A 19,103-nucleotide genomic window follows, 5' to 3' on the forward strand; every position below is an offset into this window, starting at 1 on the left:
CACGGTTTACGTGAGGACTGTTGCCAGTGTAGAATGATGACGGCCTTTATAAAAGGTTTTCTTTCTTAACTCTCACAGTTAGACCTACAATTTGTTTTTTTTGGAGAAAGATCCGTGCAAGAATACGTTCTCTGGTATCAAGAGCTTGGTATGCAAGATGTTCCTCGAGTTGGCGGTAAAAACGCGTCACTTGGCGAAATGATTTCAAACCTCGCAAACGCAGGTGTACAAGTACCGGGTGGTTTTGCAACTACCGCAGATGCTTTTAATGAGTTTCTAGATCAATCAGGACTCACCGCCAAAATTCATGACATCCTAGATACACTTGATGTTGATGATGTAAATACACTCGCTAAAGTCGGTGCCGATATCCGCCAATGGATAATCGACACACCATTCCAACCAAACCTAGATCAAGCCATTCGCGACGCATATAGCCAACTCCATGGCGATACTGCAGCAGATGTTTCATTTGCAGTACGTTCATCAGCTACCGCTGAAGATATGCCAGATGCATCATTCGCAGGCCAACAAGAAACTTTCCTTAACGTTGTCGGTATCGATTCAGTCATGGTCGCTATTAAACACGTATTTGCTTCATTATTTAATGACCGCGCAATCTCATATCGTGTTCACCAAGGTTACGATCACCGTGGTGTAGCGTTATCAGCAGGTATACAGCGCATGGTACGTTCAGATAAATCAGCATCTGGCGTAATGTTTAGTATTGATACAGAGTCTGGTTTTGAAGACGTTGTATTTATTACATCAAGCTACGGCTTAGGTGAAATGGTTGTACAGGGCGCGGTTAACCCTGATGAATTTTATGTTCATAAACCAACACTCCTTAAAAACAAACCTTCAGTAGTACGTCGTAATATTGGTTCTAAAGCCATACAAATGATTTACTCAGAAGATAAAGCACATGGTAAGCAAGTAGACATCGTTGATGTTGACCCTGAGCTTTCTAATAAATTTTCGATTACAGATGAAGAAGTGCAAGATCTTGCCAAACAAGCTGTAATCATTGAAAAACATTACGGTCGTCCTATGGACATCGAATGGGCAAAAGACGGAAACGACGGCAAACTATATATAGTTCAAGCACGTCCAGAAACTGTCCGCTCAAACGAAGACTCAAACGTAATGGAACGTTTTCAATTAAATGGCACAAGTAATGTACTTGTTGAAGGCCGTGCAATTGGTCACAAAATTGGTAGCGGTGTTGTACGTGTTCTTGATTCAATTAAAGAAATGGACCAGGTACAAGTAGGCGACATTTTAGTAACCGATATGACCGACCCTGATTGGGAACCAATCATGAAACGTGCAGCAGCGATTGTTACAAATCGTGGTGGCCGTACGTGTCACGCGGCAATAATTGCACGCGAACTTGGTATTCCGGCAGTTGTTGGTTGTGGTAATGCAACTGATTTAATTAAAGCGGGCCAAGAAGTAACAGTATCGTGCGCCGAAGGCGATACCGGCTTTATTTACGAAGGTATTTTAGATTTTGAAATACTAACGTCACGCGTTGATAAAATGCCAGAACTACCAATGAAAGTAATGATGAACGTGGGTAACCCCGATCGCGCCTTTGACTTTGCACGCTTACCGCATGCAGGTGTTGGCCTTGCGCGAGTTGAATTTATTATCAACCGTATGATTGGCGTTCACCCTAAAGCGTTATTAAATTTTGATGCGCAAACCGATGCATTAAAAGCAGAAATTACTGACATGATTGCCGGTTACGAATCACCAGTAGAGTTTTACATAACAAAACTGGTTGAAGGTATTTCAACGCTTGGTTGTGCTTTTGCACCGGAGCGTGTAATTGTGCGTATGTCTGATTTTAAATCAAACGAATACGCAAACCTAGTTGGTGGCCAGCAATACGAGCCAGAAGAAGAAAACCCAATGATTGGTTTTCGTGGCGCCGCACGTTATATCTCTGAAGACTTCCGCGATTGTTTTGCACTAGAATGTGAAGCTATAAAACGCGTAAGAAACGACATGGATATGGCAAACATTGAAATCATGATCCCATTCGTACGTACCCTTGAAGAAGGTAAACGCGTAATTGAATTACTAGAAGAGCATGGTCTTAAACGTGGTGAAAATGGTCTTAAAGTAATCATGATGTGTGAGCTGCCTTCAAATGCATTACTTGCTGATGAATTTTTAGAAATGTTTGATGGTTTTTCTATCGGCTCTAACGATTTAACACAGTTAACGCTTGGTCTTGACCGTGATTCAGGTTTAATCGCACATTTATTTGATGAGCGTAACCCAGCAATTAAAAAACTACTTTCTATGGCAATTAAAACAGCTAAAGAAAAAGGCAAGTACGTAGGTATTTGTGGTCAAGGTCCTTCAGATCACGAAGACTTTGCAGCATGGTTAGTAGAGCAGGGCATTGACTCTGTTTCACTAAACCCAGACACAGTAATAGAAACATGGTTATACCTAGCTAAAAAATTAGCAAAGTAATAAATAGGTAAGCTATAAAAAATGCCAGCAATGTATTGCTGGCATTTTTTTTATACCCTATTAAAAGTATGTTAACGGGCTAATTTTTTATCTAAATAAGCACATGATTTAGTTAGCGCCTTTTGACAAAGTGATAAGTAATGTCGCGCTTTAGGATAATAAAACGAAAAACACAATAAACCGGCCATAAAAAATATAAGTGAAGGTCCTGGTACAACCGCAAAAAATAGCCCTAGCAAAATAAATAGCACGCCACTGATCTGTAATAGTAATTTTTTCATATAACACACCTCATTACTCGTTAACTTGAGTATAATTTAAGCTGCATTAAAATCGACTAAAAGAGTGTTACAAACTGTAAAATCTTCAATTTCTATTCGCCATCACCATGATATAATTAGTCAAATGCCCTAAAATATCGCCGTCATGATAGCAACAATTACACAGCAAGATGCCGCGACAGAACTTGTCGCAAATTACCTAAGTACCATTGCAAGCCAAGGTTTTAGTGGAGATACCGATGCAAGTTATGCAACGCGTATTACTGCTTCAACCGATAACAGTGTGTATCAGGAAATACCCCAAGGTGTTATTTTTCCAAAAAATGAAAAAGATATTCAACTCGCACTGCAAACTGCATCTCGCGACCCATTTTTATCTTTAACTTTTGGCCCTCGTGGTGGCGGAACAGGTACTAACGGTCAATCTTTAACACCAGGCATTGTTGTAGATTTGTCTCGCTATATGCGCGAAATCCTCGAAATAAATGTAGAAGAAGGCTGGGTACGCGTTCAAACCGGCGTAATAAAAGATCAACTTAATGACTTTTTAAAACCTTATGGTTTTTTCTTCTCGCCCGATTTATCTACCAGTAACAGGGCAACTATTGGTGGCATGATAAGTACTGACGCATCGGGGCAAGGTTCGTTAGTTTACGGAAAAACAAGCGATCATGTTTTAGGGCTTACAACTTATTTAGTCGATGGTACACCTATGTGTACCTCACCAATGGACATCGACAAAGCAAAAATTATAGCCGAGCAAGACTCTCTAATTGGTAGTTTATATAAAACAGTTTTAGATATTTCAGTTAATGAACGCGCTGCTATTTTAGCTAAGTTTCCACGGTTAAATAGGTTTTTAACCGGCTACGACCTAGAGCATGTGCTAAGTGATGACTTACTAACTTTTGATATGAGCCGCTTAATAACGGGTTCAGAAGGCTCATTAGGTATAGTAACTGAAGCAAAATTAAACCTAACGCCTATTGCCGAATTCAAAACGCTTATTAATATTAAGTATGATAGTTTTGACTCAGCACTTCGTCATTCACCATTTTTAGTCGATGCACGTGCAACATCGGTAGAAACCGTTGATAGCAAAGTTTTAAACTTAGCGCGTGAAGATATCATTTGGAATTTAGTATCGGACTTAATAACCGACGTACCAAATAAAGATATGCAAGGCCTTAACATGGTCGAGTTTAATGCAGTATCAAACGATGATATAAAAGACAAAGTAGACACGCTTTGTAAGCTTCTAGATGAATGCGTAATAAATCAAACTAATGGCGTTATTGGTTATCAGTTAACCAGTGATAAAAGCGATATACTAAAAATTTACGCAATGCGTAAAAAGTCAGTGGGTTTATTAGGTAATGTAAAAGGCAGCCAAAAACCGCTCGCCTTTGCAGAAGACACCGCAGTACCCCCTGAAAATTTAGCCGATTATATTGTCGAATTTAGAGCATTACTCGACAGCCACAATTTACAGTATGGTATGTTTGGCCATGTTGATGCGGGGGTTTTACATGTACGCCCAGCACTTGATATGTGCGACCCAGAACAAGAAAAACTACTTAGAACTATTTCAGATCAGGTTGTAAAACTAACCGCTAAGTACGGCGGTTTAATGTGGGGCGAACACGGTAAAGGTTACCGAAGTGAATATAGTCCTGAATTTTTTGGTGAGCATTTATATACTCAACTTCGTAAAATAAAGACAGCTTTCGATCCTAACAACCGCATTAACCCCGGTAAAATATGCACTCCTATCGATAGTGAAGACTCACTAGTTAGTGTTGATGGACAAAAGAGATCGCACTTCGATAAGCAAATATCAATAGAAGTTAAAACCAGTTTTAACAATGCAATGACCTGTAATGGTAATGGCATATGCTTTAATTACGATGAAAATTCACCTATGTGTCCATCGTATAAAGTAACTGGCGATCGCCGTAATTCACCAAAAGGACGCGCAAGTTTAATGCGCGAATGGCTTCGTTTACAAGAGTCAAAAAATGTAGATTTACTCGAAGTAGAAAAGCAACTTAACAAAGGTGAAGTAATCACCTGGTGGGAACGTTTTGTTCATAGCCGCGAAAAACGAAAAGGTATTTACGACTTTTCTCACGAAGTAAAAGCGTCAATGGATGAATGTTTAGCATGTAAAGCATGTACAACTGCATGCCCAATTAAAGTAGATGTTCCTACTTTTCGTTCGCGCTTTTTAAATTATTATCATAGTTATTATGCGCGTCCGCTAAAAGATTACCTTGTTGGTAACATAGAAAACAGCGCGCCATTAATGGCAAAGTTCGCTAAAGTCATAAATCCAATTGTTAAAACATCATTAGTAAGCAATGTTATTAAAAAAACAGTTGGCTATGTTGATACACCACAGTTAAGTATTCCTGCACTTTCAAAGCGTATTACTAAAACACAAAAATTTGATTTTGATTTATTAAATAAATTAAATGCAGAGCAACAAAGTGAATATGTATTAATAGTACAAGACCCATTTACGAGCTTTTACGAAGCCGAACTAGTAGAAAGTTTTATTACTTTAATAACCCAACTTGGCAAAAAACCAATGCTATTACCTTTTAAACCAAATGGTAAACCGCAACACGTAAAAGGTTTTTTGCATGAATTTAAAGTTACAGCTAAAAATGCAGCCGAGTTTTTAAATAAATTAAATGATATTAATGCACCCCTAGTCGGTTTAGATGCGTCACTCGTTATGTGCTACCGCGATGAATATAATACAATTTTAGAAAATAACCGTGGGCAATTTAATGTGCAACTTGCCCATGAATGGCTAGAAACACAATCGTTTAAATCACTAAGCGCAAAGCAAAATACAGATACTGAATTTACATTACTGAGTCACTGTACTGAGACAACTGCACTGCCAAAAGCGGCAAATGTTTGGCAAACAATTTTCAGTGATATTGGTTTAACATTAAAAACAACAAATACAGGTTGCTGTGGAATGGCGGGGACTTATGGCCACGAAGCACAAAATCAAGATAACTCACGTGCGCTTTACGAAATGAGTTGGAAACCAATTGTAGATAAAAATAAACCAGAGCAACTTTTATCTACGGGATTTTCTTGTCGTAGCCAAGTTAAACGTTTTGAACAATTTAAACCAAAACACCCAATTGAATTACTAGCACAGGTTCTTAAATAACTTTATAAAATAAGAGTGCTTAAATAGATTTATTAAATTAGTTCTTAAGCAAAAAAGGCGTAACAATTAACTTCATCAATAATGAAAGTAATCGTTATGCCTTTTTTAAATCTATTATTTTAATTATCTAATTTAAATAACTGTTTTAAAAACTACTTTTTAACAAAGCTATCTGCAATAGGTTTAGTGCTAATACCATGTATAAATACACTAAACAAAATAGTCGTCATTGCTATCGTCGCTATTTGATATTTGTTTTCTATTTGCGTATCTATCACCATCAATGTAAAAACAATTGATGCTAAACCTCTTGGTCCAAACCACGCAAATGTAAAACGCTCTTTAATACTCAATGCCGTAAACTGCAGAGACAGCATAACTGGAATTATTCTAATCAATGTTGTACTTAACAAAGCGTAAATTATAATTTCAGTATTTAATTTCGGAATAACTAAGTAAGCACAAACAAACCCGAACAAGCACCAAATCATTAACGATGTGAAATCTGCGATATGCTCTGAGTCTTCAATTAATTCTGTTCTAACTTCTTCGGTCGAAAATTTATCAAATAATAAGCCTGCAATAAACACCGCAATAAATCCACTGCCATGAAAATATTGAGTCACAGAAAACACAGCCATAGCAAAACCGAGTAATAAAAACGGACTGGTATTTTGTGCAAAGTAATGACGTTTCATTGCAAAGTTTAAACTCGGTATAAAAACAACAATACTTGTAATAGCTATTAATAAAGCCAAGCCAAGCTCTCGGCCAAACACACTTAATGTTTGTGTTGCAGTAATAGCTGAATCAGGATTTTTAGCGAGTAATATAAATATTAAAAATATGGGCACACATAATCCATCGTTCAAACCACTTTCAGTATTTATTCCTTCGCGTATTTTTTCAGGCACTTGTGTACTTGCTAGTAACCCTTTACTTAAAGCTGCATCGGTAGGTGTTAAAATAATAGCGAGCAACGCTGCTTGAATAAGTGAAAGCTCAGCAAAGAAAAATAAAGCAACAGCAATACCAAGTAACAAAGTTAAGGGTAGGGCAACAAACAACAGTAAACTAGGATACTGAAAACTATGCCTTAAAACACTTAGCTTTGATTTAGTTGCATCTGAAAATAAAAATATACTTAGCGTAAGCTCTATAAATGGTAATAAAAGATCAACGCCTTCTTTTATTTTATGTCCTTCGTTGGGTAGCATAAAAGCTAAACATATTCCGCCGACAACAAAAAACATTGGACCTGTTACTTCTGTTTTTTCTAACTGGCGAAGTGTTAAAGAATAAATTAAAAATAGTCCGCCTATAAATGCTATTACTAAATACTCCATTAAATTTTCCTTTTAAGTCCTGATTTTGCTCGCTCTTTAATATTTGTTTGAATATAAATTTGATCGGTAGTCGCAATTTTAGAATGGCCTAAATCTTCTGATAAATGTTTGAGCGGTCTGGTTTGCGCATCATGTGTAGCACCAGTATGACGAAGCCAATGTGCAGTTGCAGCGCCAAGTTGTTCAGCGTCATCTTTAAAACCATCATCAAGTAATGATTGCTGAGCATAATCAAAACTTTGTTGAACTAAACGCCTAATTTGCCTTACGGTCATACCACCTTGACCGCGAATTTTATGAACTAACGGCTCAGATTCATCAACCCGAGGAAGGGCAGGTAGACCTCGATATAATCTGTATCGTTTTAAATATTCAACAAAATCATCACTTAAGGTTACATCTCGTAATTTATTACCTTTACCCATTATACGTAAAAACCAAAATCCATCATTATCTTGCCAAAAATGAGACATTACCGGCGACCATTGTGGGCGCTCAGATAATTCTGAAATTCGTAAATAAAGACCTTTTAAGCAGGCAAGCGTAAATAAGTTTCGCTCTAAATCAGGGTTATGTTCGCATAAATCACGAGTTACACCAAAAACGTATTCCCATTGAATATCACTTAATGTATCAGGAATTTGAATTTGTGATTGAACAACTAAGTACGGACTATTTTTTTTAACAACAGGGACAAAGTTCGCGAATGTTTTTTCTTCGAGTAGGGCAAACTTATAAAATACATTTAAGGCAGTAAACATGGCCGATAAAGTTTGTTGGCTGGCAGTTGATTCTTTTAGCATAAAAGGGCGCCAATTTTGATTTAATCTACGAATTCCTTGCTCATCTTTATAACGCCATTGCACTGAAGTTGCAGCCCATTCTTTATCAGGTTCAACCATAAAATCAATGTAAGCTTCAATATCTTCACGTTTTAAATCGAATACTGATTTTTCTGCTATTAACCACGACCATAAATAAAAGCGTTCAAGCTCATTTCGAAAACGGCTATAAGTCGCTTCTGATTTTCTGCCATAAACATATAAAAACTGATATAAGAATGTCAGATCGGCTTTTGATTCAGTTACAGTCAAGCCAACTTCCTGTATAAAGGATGCAAGTTCTGGGTATTCTGAATTTAGAGTACCGTCATCTAGATGGGCAATTTGATATCTTAATTGTTTTAACGTATCAACCAAAGCAACAAGCATAATGTATTAATATTCAATTAAATAATAGGCTTACAGAATAACGTTAAAGTCCGATACTGTCTAGTATTGGACATAGTAAAGCTCTAATTATTTTAATGCCGTGATTATTCTATGGTTGTTGGTTGCTATATCTTATTTAGGAAAACATTATGAAAAAACTAATTATACTAAGCGTACTTGCATTAACTGTTGCGTTAACTGGGTGTGCTACTACAGGTAGTGCATCACCAAGCGAAAAACGTGCACTTGTACAAAGTATGAAAACAAATACATTAGATAAATTATACGCTGAAAAACCTGACGTTAAAAAACAAATTGCTAATTCGGCTGGTTACGCTGTTTTTGATAACGCGAACGTAAATGTAGTTTTAGCCAGTTTTGGTGGCGGTTACGGCGTAGTTAAAAATAACCTCACAGGTAAATCGACTTACATGAATATGGGTGAAGCCGGTTTAGGACTTGGTTTAGGGGTTAAAGATTTTAACGTTGTAATGGTTTTTCATAATCAAGCTGCACTAAATAGATTTATTGAACATGGTTGGGCTTTTGGCGGAAACGCTGATGCAGCAGCTAAATATGAAGATAAAGGCGGTGCATTGGTTGCCGAAGCGATTGCAGATCAAGTAACTGTATATTCTGTAACCGAAAATGGCCTTGCACTACAAGCTGTATTAAAAGGCACTAAGTTTTGGGTTGATTCAGAGCTTAATTAACCACCAAATTACTCTCCTAAAAGCGAGCTGGTTTGTATAATCACGCTCGCTTTATTAAAACCCATCTAATTTAACATAACGTAATTTATGGGTTGTTAGTAACTATTCTGAGATTGTTTCCTAACGATATATAAGTCACCAGAAATTAAAATTTTTTGTTTAGTTCATTGAGCTATTTTACTTATTTTTATTTCGTTATTAATCTCATTAGCTTCCATTTTGAAAGCTATATCTCTTATATTACCAATGTCTAGATTAATTGCATCGTCAGAAATATTATTAGGATAAAATGCAAATCTGTATTCTTTTTGATGGGAAAACTCTATTCTTTTTTTAAATATCGCATCATCATCTGTGAATTTTCCTGAGAATATTTTTGGGTCGTAATATTCGATTAAACCAGCTCTTAAATTCAATTGCTGTTGATCAGCCTTATTAAGTACTCTGTTCATAAATTCTTGTACATTTGTCACAATTACAGCTTTTCTACCCAGCCCCAAACAGCTTTCTGATATTTTTAATTGTTCAATTAATTTTGGTATATTTTCTTGAGTCAATTCAAAATTTTCTGTTTGATATGATGCATACAAACAGAAGATGTTAACATTATCATGGCTGTTCATTTTCATTGATACATTACCTACTACATCCTTTAAAGTAACACCATTTATTTCAATTATTAACTCTTCTGCTTTGTACCAACTAATAACTCCTTCGTGCCTATCACCTCGATTTCCTTCAGCTTCATCATAAAGTTTTCTAAAATAAGATAGTTTTTTTGAGTGAAGTATCCCATCTAAAAACATTTCAGCATGTTTATCTTCATCAAAAATTTTTATTAAAAAGTATATATGCTTATCCATATCAATCCTTATTTATATTTATAGTTCCTACCAGATTCAATCTATTATCGTTAAATAAAACATCTTACATTCTAAAAGTACATAATTTCAAATGGTTAACTTCCCATAAATATATTATCCAGATTAGTCAAACTAGAAACCCGACTTAAGTTTTTATTTTATTACCTCCTGCTTCTTCTCACATATTACAAAATATCGTAGTTCATGTATTTTCATTAATTAAATTATTAATATGGCTTCAAATAAAATTATCATTATCTAATTTTTCCATCAAACGCTTCAGCCAACTTTTCAGTTTCACTAAAAACAGTATTCCAATATTTAATACGTGTATCGGCATCAAGATCGGTAAAGTCATTTCTGTCTGGAATTTTTCCGTAAGGTAAGTTTGCTACAAATTCTTTTGATGGGGTGATCATCACCACGTTATCGTAATTAAGTGGTGATACTTTACGTTTTAAATTTTTATCGAACCACCCTGCTTTTGGATCGCTATTAAAATGCGGGTATAAAATTAAGCCAGGGTTATTAATTTTTAAATCAAAGTGGTAGTCAATTATTCCGCCATCGCGATAAATACCGGGTGGCGAGCCTGCAATATTTTTTATGCCTTGCATAACAAGTGGTATTGAACCCGATGCAAGTAACGCGTCTTTTAAATTATTTTGAGTAAGCGCTATGTTCTGCGTTTTAAAATTGTAGCTGTCGGTAATTGATAAGTCACTTGTTGCTGGGCCAAATATAAAGCGCTCATACTGCGAACCTAATAATTTTCGGTTAACGCGGTTTAACATATAACTTTTTGATAAACCCATTAGCTGTATTAATTTATTTTCGCTGGCAATAAAGCCATTCGATTTTGCTACTATAAAGTGCGCTTTAAATATTGGGTTAGTTATAATTTCGGTTACGCCGTTATCGCCAAAAACATCTTCAAGTAATGCCCGCGCTTTTATTGTTATTTCATTTGGTGTTGGTTTATTACTTGAGTACCTAGTTTGCGAATACGATTTTGCTAAGCGCTCAATCGCGGCAACAGGATCGTTTTGTGCAAAACACGCAGAGCGAAAAGCGCCGGCAGATGAGCCAATTAAATTAAGTGGTTGGGTGCGGTTTTTAAAAAATTCACCAAAAATATATTTATCTAAGCCAAATAATGTAAACCATTTAGGACCGCCACTTGCACCTAAAAAAGAGGTGAAAAGTTCAGGTTTAAAGCCCTGTTCGTTAATAATTTTAGCCGCTGTTTTCCCTGCGTGAATCTCGATCATTTAAAAAATTATGCCTTTAATTTTGGTTTTTTCAGTTATTTTTACAACACTGAAAGTGAATACTTATGCAAAATGAAAAGCGGCTTTATGTTGACATAAAACCGCTTTTTATAGTTAAGTGTGCTTAAAATACGTGAGTTAGTCCCAAATGCCGTCTTCGCATTTGCCCTGTACCTTTACATCTTTTACTTTAAATTCGGGCTCTAAACCTTTGTCTCTTTGTGCGTGGTAATCGCTCGTAACAGACAAAATAGTCGGCGTTAACAGTATAATAGCGATAACGTTAACCACTGTCATTAACCCTAAGGCAATATCGGCTAAATCCCAGACTTCTTTTAACGTGGCCGACGCGCCCCACAACATCATTGATAAATAAAGCAAAGTGTAAATGCCGCGCCCTACTTTGTTGTCGAGCTTAAATAAGTGCAAGTTGCTCTCTGCATAGGCGTAATTTGCCACCACCGATGTAAAAGCAAATAAGGTAATAGCAGCTGCGACAAAATAAACACCACCTTGTGCTAAGTGAGCAGTCATGGCGCTTTGTGTTAAACGAATGCCTTCCATTTCGCCGCTTATGTCTATATCGGCTAATAAAATGATCACCGCGGTACAGCTACACAGTACTATTGTATCGAAAAATACGCCTAGCATTTGTATGTAACCTTGCGTTACAGGGTGATTAGGAATTGGGCTGGCGCTTGCTGAAGCATGCGGCACACTACCTGCACCGGCCTCATTAGAATATAAACCACGTTGAATACCGTTTTTAATGGCAGCGCCCATTGCACCGGCGCCTGCTTCTTGTAAACCAAACGCTGATAAAAATATATCTTTAAGCATGGCGGGTACTTGCGTGAAATTTATAATCGTAATAATTACCGCAGCAAGTACAAACACAATGCCCATTATTGGCACAACACGCTCTGCAAACCGGGCAATTGCTTTAAAGCCACCGAGTATAATTGAGCCGGCTAGCACGGTAATAACCAGGCCTGAATAAAATGTAGGAACTTCAAACGCGTAATTAAGTGCGTCGGTAATCGTGTTCGTTTGCATTGCGCTAAACGTAAAGCCGTAACCTAAAAACAAACACGCAGCAAACACAATTGCAAACGCCCGGCTACCCAAACCTTGTTGAATATAATACGCAGGGCCCCCTCTAAACTCGCCGCCACTATCGCGCACTTTATATACTTGCCCAAGTACACTTTCGGCAAAGCCTGTAGCCATACCCAATATGGCTATTACCCACATCCAAAATATAGCGCCGCTGCCGCCAAGTGAAATTGCAACCGCCACACCGGCTAAATTACCGGTACCTACCCGTGCACAAAGCCCTGTACACAACGCTTGAAATGATGAAATGTCGTCTTTTTTACATTTGCTACTGCCTTTTAAAAGGCTAAACATATGTTTAAATTTAAGTATTTGAATTGCTTTTAGTCGTACTGAAAACCATACCCCCGTAAACAAGAGTATATAAATAAGTACCTGGCCTTCTCCCCACAAAAGGTTGTTTACGCTTTTGACGACGGTATCGAACATTGCTAATTCCTTCTTATATTTTTTATATTAATACCCTTTTTTGGGTATAACGGCTTTTGCTTGCGACATCGACTAACAAATTTAATGTAAATAAGGCAGCTAAGCTGCCTTAAAACTATACATTATTTATTTTGCAAATGAACTCCTGCAATCATGCACCTAACTGAGCCACCAGCCGACTCAATAGTAGGTATAGGTAATGGCACAAGCTTAGCCGTTTTTTGTATAACTGTTATTTGTGCCGGTGTAAGTGCATTAAACGCAGTTTGCGATAAGGCTAAAATACGACCATTTTTACCTTGTAGTTCAATAGCATTGCCACAAAAGTTATTAATTTGCTCAAGCGTTAAATCGATAACTTGATGATGGCTTTTCAAAAAATGTTTAGCTAACTGTGCACGTTGTTCAATTGGCACCATATTTAAACTGATCATTACAAATTTTGTAGCAATACACATTAAAACATTAGTATGATAAACCGCAGTTCCTTGCTCGTCATATGCGTTAAACACTATGGGTGATAGTTTTAATTGCTCACATATTGTATTAACCACCGACTTGGTAGTTCTTTTTGATTCTACCGCGTAAGCGAGTTTATTTTGATGATCGATAACCAGAGAACCAGTGCCTTCAAGAAATGAATTTTCTTTCGATAAAAATGAATAATCAGTCACTGAAGACACTTTATAGTGATCCGTTAAAAAATCAATAATATCTTTTCGATATTCTAACCTTCTGTTTTCTACAAACATTGGATAGATTATTAATTGGCCACTTTGATGAGTTGAAAACCAATTGTTAGGAAAAACTGAATCGGGAGTGTGTGTTTGCTCATCTTCAAAAAGGTGAACTGTTACCCCTTCATTTTTTAATAATTTTACTGCATTTGTGACTTCGCTATATGCTTGTTCACTTTGATTTGGTGCTAAGCATTCACTTTGAAATGCATTGTCGAGCATTGTTTGTGGGTTAGACGTAAAGTGATGCGGACGTACCATAACAACCGCACTCGGAGCTTGATTTACGTGGCTCATGCTACGTGCTCTTGTGCTGATGTTTGCTCTGTATTAAGTACCGAAAACAAGTTGCGCGGATCGGCTTGCTGTGTAATTAAATCGAGCAATGTAAATTCACCGCTTTTAATAAGTTGATCGCGTATAAATACAAGCGCTGTAAAGTCTTCGCTCGCAAAGCCTACACCATCAAAAATAGTTAATTCGTCTTGGCTAGTACGGCCAAGTGATTGCTTATTAACGACTTTATGAAACTCAGTTACAACAAAGCTTTCACTCATTTGTTGTATTTCGCCCTCTATTCGAGTTTGTGACTCGTACTCTACAAATACATTAGCGCGCTCGAGTAATTTAGCATCTAACTCTGTTTTACCTGGGCAATCGCCACCTATGGCATTAATGTGCACACCTTGTGGGATCATGTCGTTTGTTAAAATTGTAGCATTGGTTTTATCGGCAGTGCAGGTTGTAATAACGTGCGCACCTTGCACAGCTTCCTGTGCGCTATTACAAATAGTTACGTTTAACCCGTAAGCACTTAAATTAGTAAATGCTTTTTTAGACGCGTTTGCATCTATATCGTATAAACGAATATGTGTTATGCCCAATACAGCTTTAAATGCCAGTGCCTGAAACTCAGACTGTGCCCCATTACCAATTAAAGTAAGGGTTGTTGAGTTTTTAGGTGCTAAATATTTAGCTACCATTGCAGAAGTTGCGGCTGTACGTAGTGCTGTTAGTAAACACATTTCGCTTATCATAACCGGATAGCCACTATCTACATCGGCTAAAATACCAAATGCAGCGACTGTTTGAAGTTCTCTAAAGGTGTTTTTTGGGTGACCATTTACATATTTACAGCTGAACATTTGGCCATCACTCACTGGCATTAGCTCTATTACACCCTCTGGTGAGTGTGCTGCATAGCGAGGTGACTTATCAAACTCAGTCCAACGGGCAAAGTCGGTTTCTAATTTATGTGTTAGATCTAGCAAAACGTTTTCGACCCCTAAGCTATTTATAAGCTTAACCATTGCCTGAACGCTAACAAATGGAACGCCTTGTTTTGGCTGTGCTATAAAATGACTCATGCTGAAACCTCTTGAATAAATGTATTAGTTAATTTAAAACAAGTTTAGCGAGGCTATGTGCTATTTAATATGGCAATTAATTACACAAATAGTACTAATTTTTATCATTTTGCTATGCAGTTATGTACAATTTATGTATTTTGGTCAGTAACTTCTTTTAAAGGTTTGATTTATGACTCCTTATATTTATGACTCTCTTGATAATGCTTTAATAGCTGAATTACGAAAAGACGGCCGCGCTTCGGTTTCAGCTTTAGCCGGTTCTTTAAATGTATCACGCGGGACAGTTCAAAATAGGTTAGACAGATTAGTTAGCTCAGGCGCAATATTAGGGTTTACTGTACGCGTTCACGAACACATAGAAACAGAAGCTGTGCGCGCAATTATGATGATAGAAGTCGTTGGTAAATCTACCTCACAAGTAATTAAAACAATGCGCGGAATACCCGAGCTTATAAAATTACACACCACCAATGGTGCATGGGATTTAGTTGCAGAACTACAAGCTGGAAATTTAAGTGAGTTTGATGGAGTGCTAAGGCAAGTACGCGAAATTGACGGTATTTTAAATAGTGAAACAAGCATATTACTTTCATCAACTTAAGTTATTTTTAATATTTAAAAGAATACTTAAATGACACCCATTTATAATGTTTTAAGTATTCACAAGGCACTTCCAATTAGAATCCAGGGGTTAATAAATGTACAAATTAGGGTGGGTGTCATTTAAATAAAAGGCATTTAAATGAATAATACTGCAACTTTAAGTCGCAGTATTATTCATGATTTGGGTATCCGATTGGCTTAATTGTAACGATACTCGCTTTGTGAGTAATTATGCGTATTGCTGATCTCAAATTGGCTTTGCTGCGCTAAATAAGATCGACCTGCAGCTAAGCCTAATTTATGATCAAAACGTAAATCGTTATTTGAACTACCTAATAATTTGCTATGCAGTTTTTCGTCTGCAAAAATTTGTATTATTTCCACATCACTTGGTGGATTTGCAATAAACTCAAGCTCATCTAAATACGCTTTTTCGTGCTGTATCAAGTAGTCCAATGTTTTTGGACAATAGCCTGATGCTATAGCAAATGTTCTTAGCTTTTGTACCCATGCAGATTGCGCTTGAAAATTAGCGTCAACCGTTCTTATTACAACAATTTTACGAGCACCTCGGTTGTAAGCCTCACGCACGGGGAGTGGAGCGGCTAAACCGCCGTCTAGATAAAAATCGCTCTGTGCTTGTTCTTCAACAAGATGTGTTTCATTCGCTACTTTTGCGTTTAACCAAGGTGTTAACTTTACACCTTGTTTGTATAAAAACGGAAGTGCGCTAGAAGCCTTTAACAAATCACGCCATTGACCGCTATCACCTGTAGGCGATAAGTAATAAGCTTTTCTGTCTCGTGCATTTGTGGCTGTTATAAGTAGTTCACGCTCACCTAAACTAGTTTTCGCTGTTTTGAAATCTATAGCTCTGTTTACTTCAGTGGTTTTGTCAAAGTACCAATCTAAATCAACTATATGCTTACCCACTAATCCGCGACCAAGCTGAAAAAAACGCTTATTACGCGAAAGTCCTCTAATCAGGCGTTTAGCGTAGCCTTTTTGACGCGCTAAGTAGCTAGTTAAGTTTTGCGAACCCGCTGAAGTACCAATAAATAAATCAAATGGGTCATAGCTTTGCTCTAACCAAGCATCAAGTACTCCAGCTGTGAATATCCCTCGCTGCCCGCCACCTTCAGCAATCAGAGCAACTTTTGGCTGCGCTGTTTTGTTAACTGAATTAGCTGTTGCGGTGTTTAGAGAGTTCACGGTGTACCTGCCTTTAATTTTATGATGTCTGGTTTAATAGCTACATTATAAAAAACAAAAGTGATATCTTAAAATTGATTGTTTAAATCAGTTCAATTGAAAAAACAGAACGGTATATAAAGCAAAATATTTACTAAAAATAGCAATCAAATTTACTTTGAATATTTAAATAACAAATACAGACATCACTTAAAGTTAATAAAATGAGTTAAAAAAGTTTAACTTTTGATGATGTCTATAATCTTAACAAGCCCAGAGTGTACGCTTGCTTAACTAACTATATTTTAGTGTTTTATTTCCATTAAAATTTCGAGTGCACGGTGGCGTTTTTCACTATCGAATACATCATTGGTAAATATAAACTCATCAACTTCTAGCTGTTTAGCTATCATCTCTAACTTGTGTTTAATACTTACATGTCCGCCTACTACGCTTAGACTTAAAAAGTTCTCTACATGAGCGCGTTCTTGTTCGCTCCACAACCCGTCCATGCTTTCAACAGGCGGTTTTAGCCACAGCTCATTACCGCGTATAAGTTCGAGTACACGTTGCTTAGAAGTAGTCGATAAATATTGCGCTTCATCGTCGGTATCTGCAGCCACTAAAGGCAGTGCAAGCATTACGTATGGCTTATCAAGTACGCTTGATGCTTTAAATTCGCGCTTATACAACGCTATTGCATCGTGCACAAAGCGCGGTGCAAAATGCCCTGCAAATACATACGGTAACCCTTTTTGCGCCGCTAGTTGCGCGCTAAATAAACTCGAGCCTAATAACCAAATCGGAACGTTTGTGTTTTCACCCGGTATAGCACGTATAGGATGCGTACCATTGTAAGGACCTAACAATGTTTGCAGTTCAGTTACCTCACCTGGGAAATTTTCTGCGCGGCTCATATCGTTGTTTAATGCACGACTCGTTACAGGATCGCTACCTGGGGCACGCCCTAGCCCTAAATCTATTCGTCCTGGATATAAGCTCTCTAATGTACCAAATTGTTCAGCAACAACTAATGGGGAGTGGTTTGGCAGCATAATACCGCCTGACCCAACGCGTATCTTTTTGGTATTACCTGCAATGTGACCAACCAAAATTGAAGTGGCCGCACAAATTATACCTGGCATATTATGATGCTCAGCAAGCCAAAAACGGTTAAAGCCAAGCTCATCAGCACGTTGAGCGTATTTAGTACTTTTATGAAGAGTGTTAGTAACGCTGTCCCCTTTGATCATGGGGGCAAGTTCTAATAACGAAAAAGGAATGGAATTTAACAAAATAGCAGCTCCTAAAAATGCATGCTAACAATGTATTACATCATTAGCATAAAACACTTAAATGGGTCTCCTATTAGGTCAATTCAAGTTACGCAGTGGTATTAGAGCAAAATAGGTATATGTTATTTTGCTCTAAGGTATTCAAGCAAGCTGTGCATCACGTTGGCGCAGCTTTTTATAGCCTTCTGAATCCACGCCTTTTTTCCAATACCCTGAGGAAACAATATTACCGCGTGGTATATTAAATTGCTCTGTTAACAATGTCTTTGCTTTACGCACAAGCCCAGCTTCCAATGCCATAAATACAATGGGAGGCTCTGCTGTAATGTGCAAATTTTGAAGCGCGCTTAGTAGCACTTCGTCAGCGTTGTCGGTAACAAGCCAATTAATATCGCGGCTTGTTTCTAAATCAATAATGTCTTGCTCAGTGGGCGCATGTACAAAAGCATCAATTTTTGAAGTTAAAGGTAATTGCTGCGCATACCCCTTTATTGCATTTACCGATGTTAAATCCCCTAGCAACACATAATGCGAATGCCCATAATTATCTAGCTTTTTAGGGCCTGGGCCTGCAATACCTACCTCATCACCTACTTTTGCAATTTTAGCCCAGTCAGTTGCCGGACCTTGGTGCATATTTATAACAAAATCAAGTGTTAACGCGCCTGTTTGTGCATCTACATGCCTTATTGTGTAAGATCGCATACACGCTGTTTTTAAGTTAAAATCTACTTCACCATTTTTTGGGATCAGTACTTTTACATAGTTACCAATGTGCTGTGAGGTTAAGTCGTTAAAATCATCAGAGCCTACAACAATGCGTTGTAGGTGTGGTGTGATTTGCTGCGTACTTAATATGTTAGCTTTGCGAATTTGTTTACCCATGCATTACCTCGTTTTACAAAACTTGGACTTTAATACCAACTTGCATAAATCTTTGATCAATTTAACAAATTAAATAAACCCCATATATAAGCAGATTGGTATAATAATT

The 19,103-nt window shown here is 37.3% G+C and carries 15 protein-coding genes; 4 read left to right on the forward strand and 11 right to left on the reverse strand.

The annotated features are described in order from the left end of the window. Positions 1-114 precede the first annotated feature (114 nt). On the forward strand, positions 115-2,490 hold the full coding sequence (gene ppsA, locus H5159_RS04050; RefSeq protein ID WP_007378803.1) for a phosphoenolpyruvate synthase: 2,376 nt from the start codon (positions 115-117) through the stop codon (positions 2,488-2,490). Positions 2,491-2,561: 71 nt separating this feature from the next. On the opposite strand, the gene H5159_RS04055 is transcribed toward ppsA, so the two are convergent. After that, complete coding sequence (locus H5159_RS04055; protein ID WP_024596520.1) at positions 2,562-2,771, reverse strand: PGPGW domain-containing protein; 210 nt, start codon at positions 2,769-2,771, stop codon at positions 2,562-2,564. A gap of 145 nt (positions 2,772-2,916) precedes the next feature. On the opposite strand from H5159_RS04055, the gene H5159_RS04060 reads away from it, so the two are divergent. Continuing rightward, positions 2,917-5,964 carry an FAD-binding and (Fe-S)-binding domain-containing protein gene (locus H5159_RS04060; protein ID WP_182779767.1) on the forward strand — a complete coding sequence of 1,016 codons (3,048 nt, stop codon included), beginning with the start codon at positions 2,917-2,919 and terminating at the stop codon, positions 5,962-5,964. A 152-nt stretch (positions 5,965-6,116) separates the two neighbouring features. Here H5159_RS04060 and H5159_RS04065 read toward each other — a convergent pair whose 3' ends face one another. Both H5159_RS04065 and H5159_RS04070 read right to left on the reverse strand, forming a co-directional pair. Further along, complete coding sequence (locus tag H5159_RS04065; RefSeq protein WP_182779768.1) at positions 6,117-7,310, reverse strand: sodium:proton antiporter; 1,194 nt, start codon at positions 7,308-7,310, stop codon at positions 6,117-6,119. Next, positions 7,310-8,521: a tyrosine-type recombinase/integrase gene (locus H5159_RS04070; protein ID WP_182779769.1), complete on the reverse strand. Its 1,212-nt coding sequence runs from the start codon at positions 8,519-8,521 to the stop codon at positions 7,310-7,312. The genes H5159_RS04065 and H5159_RS04070 overlap by 1 nt, the downstream gene beginning before the upstream one ends. Before the next feature lie 149 nt (positions 8,522-8,670). Between H5159_RS04070 and H5159_RS04075 the strand changes: the two genes are divergently transcribed. After that, complete coding sequence (locus H5159_RS04075; protein WP_149614959.1) at positions 8,671-9,234, forward strand: YSC84-related protein; 564 nt, start codon at positions 8,671-8,673, stop codon at positions 9,232-9,234. 164 nt (positions 9,235-9,398) lie between these two features. Here the strand turns inward: H5159_RS04075 and H5159_RS04080 are convergent, their stop codons facing one another. The 5 genes from H5159_RS04080 to H5159_RS04100 form a co-directional block, all read right to left on the reverse strand. Next, complete coding sequence (locus H5159_RS04080; RefSeq protein WP_182779770.1) at positions 9,399-10,097, reverse strand: hypothetical protein; 699 nt, start codon at positions 10,095-10,097, stop codon at positions 9,399-9,401. A 254-nt stretch (positions 10,098-10,351) separates the two neighbouring features. Further along, positions 10,352-11,368 carry a patatin-like phospholipase family protein gene (locus H5159_RS04085; protein ID WP_182779771.1) on the reverse strand — a complete coding sequence of 339 codons (1,017 nt, stop codon included), beginning with the start codon at positions 11,366-11,368 and terminating at the stop codon, positions 10,352-10,354. A 138-nt stretch (positions 11,369-11,506) separates the two neighbouring features. Further along, complete coding sequence (locus tag H5159_RS04090; protein ID WP_007377576.1) at positions 11,507-12,913, reverse strand: sodium:alanine symporter family protein; 1,407 nt, start codon at positions 12,911-12,913, stop codon at positions 11,507-11,509. 122 nt (positions 12,914-13,035) lie between these two features. Beyond that, entirely contained in the window at positions 13,036-13,947 is a 912-nt protein-coding gene (gene ctlX, locus H5159_RS04095) for a citrulline utilization hydrolase CtlX (RefSeq protein ID WP_182779772.1), read from the reverse strand. Next, positions 13,944-15,017: an ornithine cyclodeaminase gene (locus H5159_RS04100; protein ID WP_182779773.1), complete on the reverse strand. Its 1,074-nt coding sequence runs from the start codon at positions 15,015-15,017 to the stop codon at positions 13,944-13,946. The genes ctlX and H5159_RS04100 overlap by 4 nt, the downstream gene beginning before the upstream one ends. Before the next feature lie 172 nt (positions 15,018-15,189). Here H5159_RS04100 and H5159_RS04105 point away from each other — a divergent pair, with 172 nt between their 5' ends. Continuing rightward, positions 15,190-15,621 carry an Lrp/AsnC family transcriptional regulator gene (locus tag H5159_RS04105; protein WP_182694871.1) on the forward strand — a complete coding sequence of 144 codons (432 nt, stop codon included), beginning with the start codon at positions 15,190-15,192 and terminating at the stop codon, positions 15,619-15,621. Between the two features lie 200 nt (positions 15,622-15,821). On the opposite strand, the gene H5159_RS04110 is transcribed toward H5159_RS04105, so the two are convergent. The 3 genes from H5159_RS04110 to H5159_RS04120 form a co-directional block, all read right to left on the reverse strand. Then, positions 15,822-16,835 carry a patatin family protein gene (locus H5159_RS04110; protein ID WP_182779774.1) on the reverse strand — a complete coding sequence of 338 codons (1,014 nt, stop codon included), beginning with the start codon at positions 16,833-16,835 and terminating at the stop codon, positions 15,822-15,824. 284 nt (positions 16,836-17,119) lie between these two features. After that, positions 17,120-18,109 carry an LLM class flavin-dependent oxidoreductase gene (locus H5159_RS04115; protein ID WP_149603722.1) on the reverse strand — a complete coding sequence of 330 codons (990 nt, stop codon included), beginning with the start codon at positions 18,107-18,109 and terminating at the stop codon, positions 17,120-17,122. Between the two features lie 141 nt (positions 18,110-18,250). Continuing rightward, positions 18,251-18,994: a siderophore-interacting protein gene (locus tag H5159_RS04120; RefSeq protein ID WP_024597584.1), complete on the reverse strand. Its 744-nt coding sequence runs from the start codon at positions 18,992-18,994 to the stop codon at positions 18,251-18,253. Between the last annotated feature and the right edge of the window lie 109 nt (positions 18,995-19,103).

Origin of the sequence: Pseudoalteromonas sp. SG43-1 (genome assembly GCF_014164415.1) — a bacterium.
Classification (GTDB): domain Bacteria; phylum Pseudomonadota; class Gammaproteobacteria; order Enterobacterales; family Alteromonadaceae; genus Pseudoalteromonas; species Pseudoalteromonas distincta.

Excerpts from the sequence above, each read along its gene's own strand:
- H5159_RS04055 (WP_024596520.1), bottom strand. The coding sequence starts at position 2,771 with ATGAAAAAATTACTATTACAGATCAGTGGCGTGCTATTTATTTTGCTA.
- H5159_RS04060 (WP_182779767.1), top strand. The coding sequence starts at position 2,917 with ATGATAGCAACAATTACACAGCAAGATGCCGCGACAGAACTTGTCGCA.
- H5159_RS04065 (WP_182779768.1), bottom strand. The coding sequence starts at position 7,310 with ATGGAGTATTTAGTAATAGCATTTATAGGCGGACTATTTTTAATTTAT.
- H5159_RS04070 (WP_182779769.1), bottom strand. The coding sequence starts at position 8,521 with ATGCTTGTTGCTTTGGTTGATACGTTAAAACAATTAAGATATCAAATT.
- H5159_RS04075 (WP_149614959.1), top strand. The coding sequence starts at position 8,671 with ATGAAAAAACTAATTATACTAAGCGTACTTGCATTAACTGTTGCGTTA.
- H5159_RS04080 (WP_182779770.1), bottom strand. The coding sequence starts at position 10,097 with ATGGATAAGCATATATACTTTTTAATAAAAATTTTTGATGAAGATAAA.
- H5159_RS04085 (WP_182779771.1), bottom strand. The coding sequence starts at position 11,368 with ATGATCGAGATTCACGCAGGGAAAACAGCGGCTAAAATTATTAACGAA.
- H5159_RS04090 (WP_007377576.1), bottom strand. The coding sequence starts at position 12,913 with ATGTTCGATACCGTCGTCAAAAGCGTAAACAACCTTTTGTGGGGAGAA.
- ctlX (WP_182779772.1), bottom strand. The coding sequence starts at position 13,947 with ATGAGCCACGTAAATCAAGCTCCGAGTGCGGTTGTTATGGTACGTCCG.
- H5159_RS04100 (WP_182779773.1), bottom strand. The coding sequence starts at position 15,017 with ATGAGTCATTTTATAGCACAGCCAAAACAAGGCGTTCCATTTGTTAGC.
- H5159_RS04105 (WP_182694871.1), top strand. The coding sequence starts at position 15,190 with ATGACTCCTTATATTTATGACTCTCTTGATAATGCTTTAATAGCTGAA.
- H5159_RS04120 (WP_024597584.1), bottom strand. The coding sequence starts at position 18,994 with ATGGGTAAACAAATTCGCAAAGCTAACATATTAAGTACGCAGCAAATC.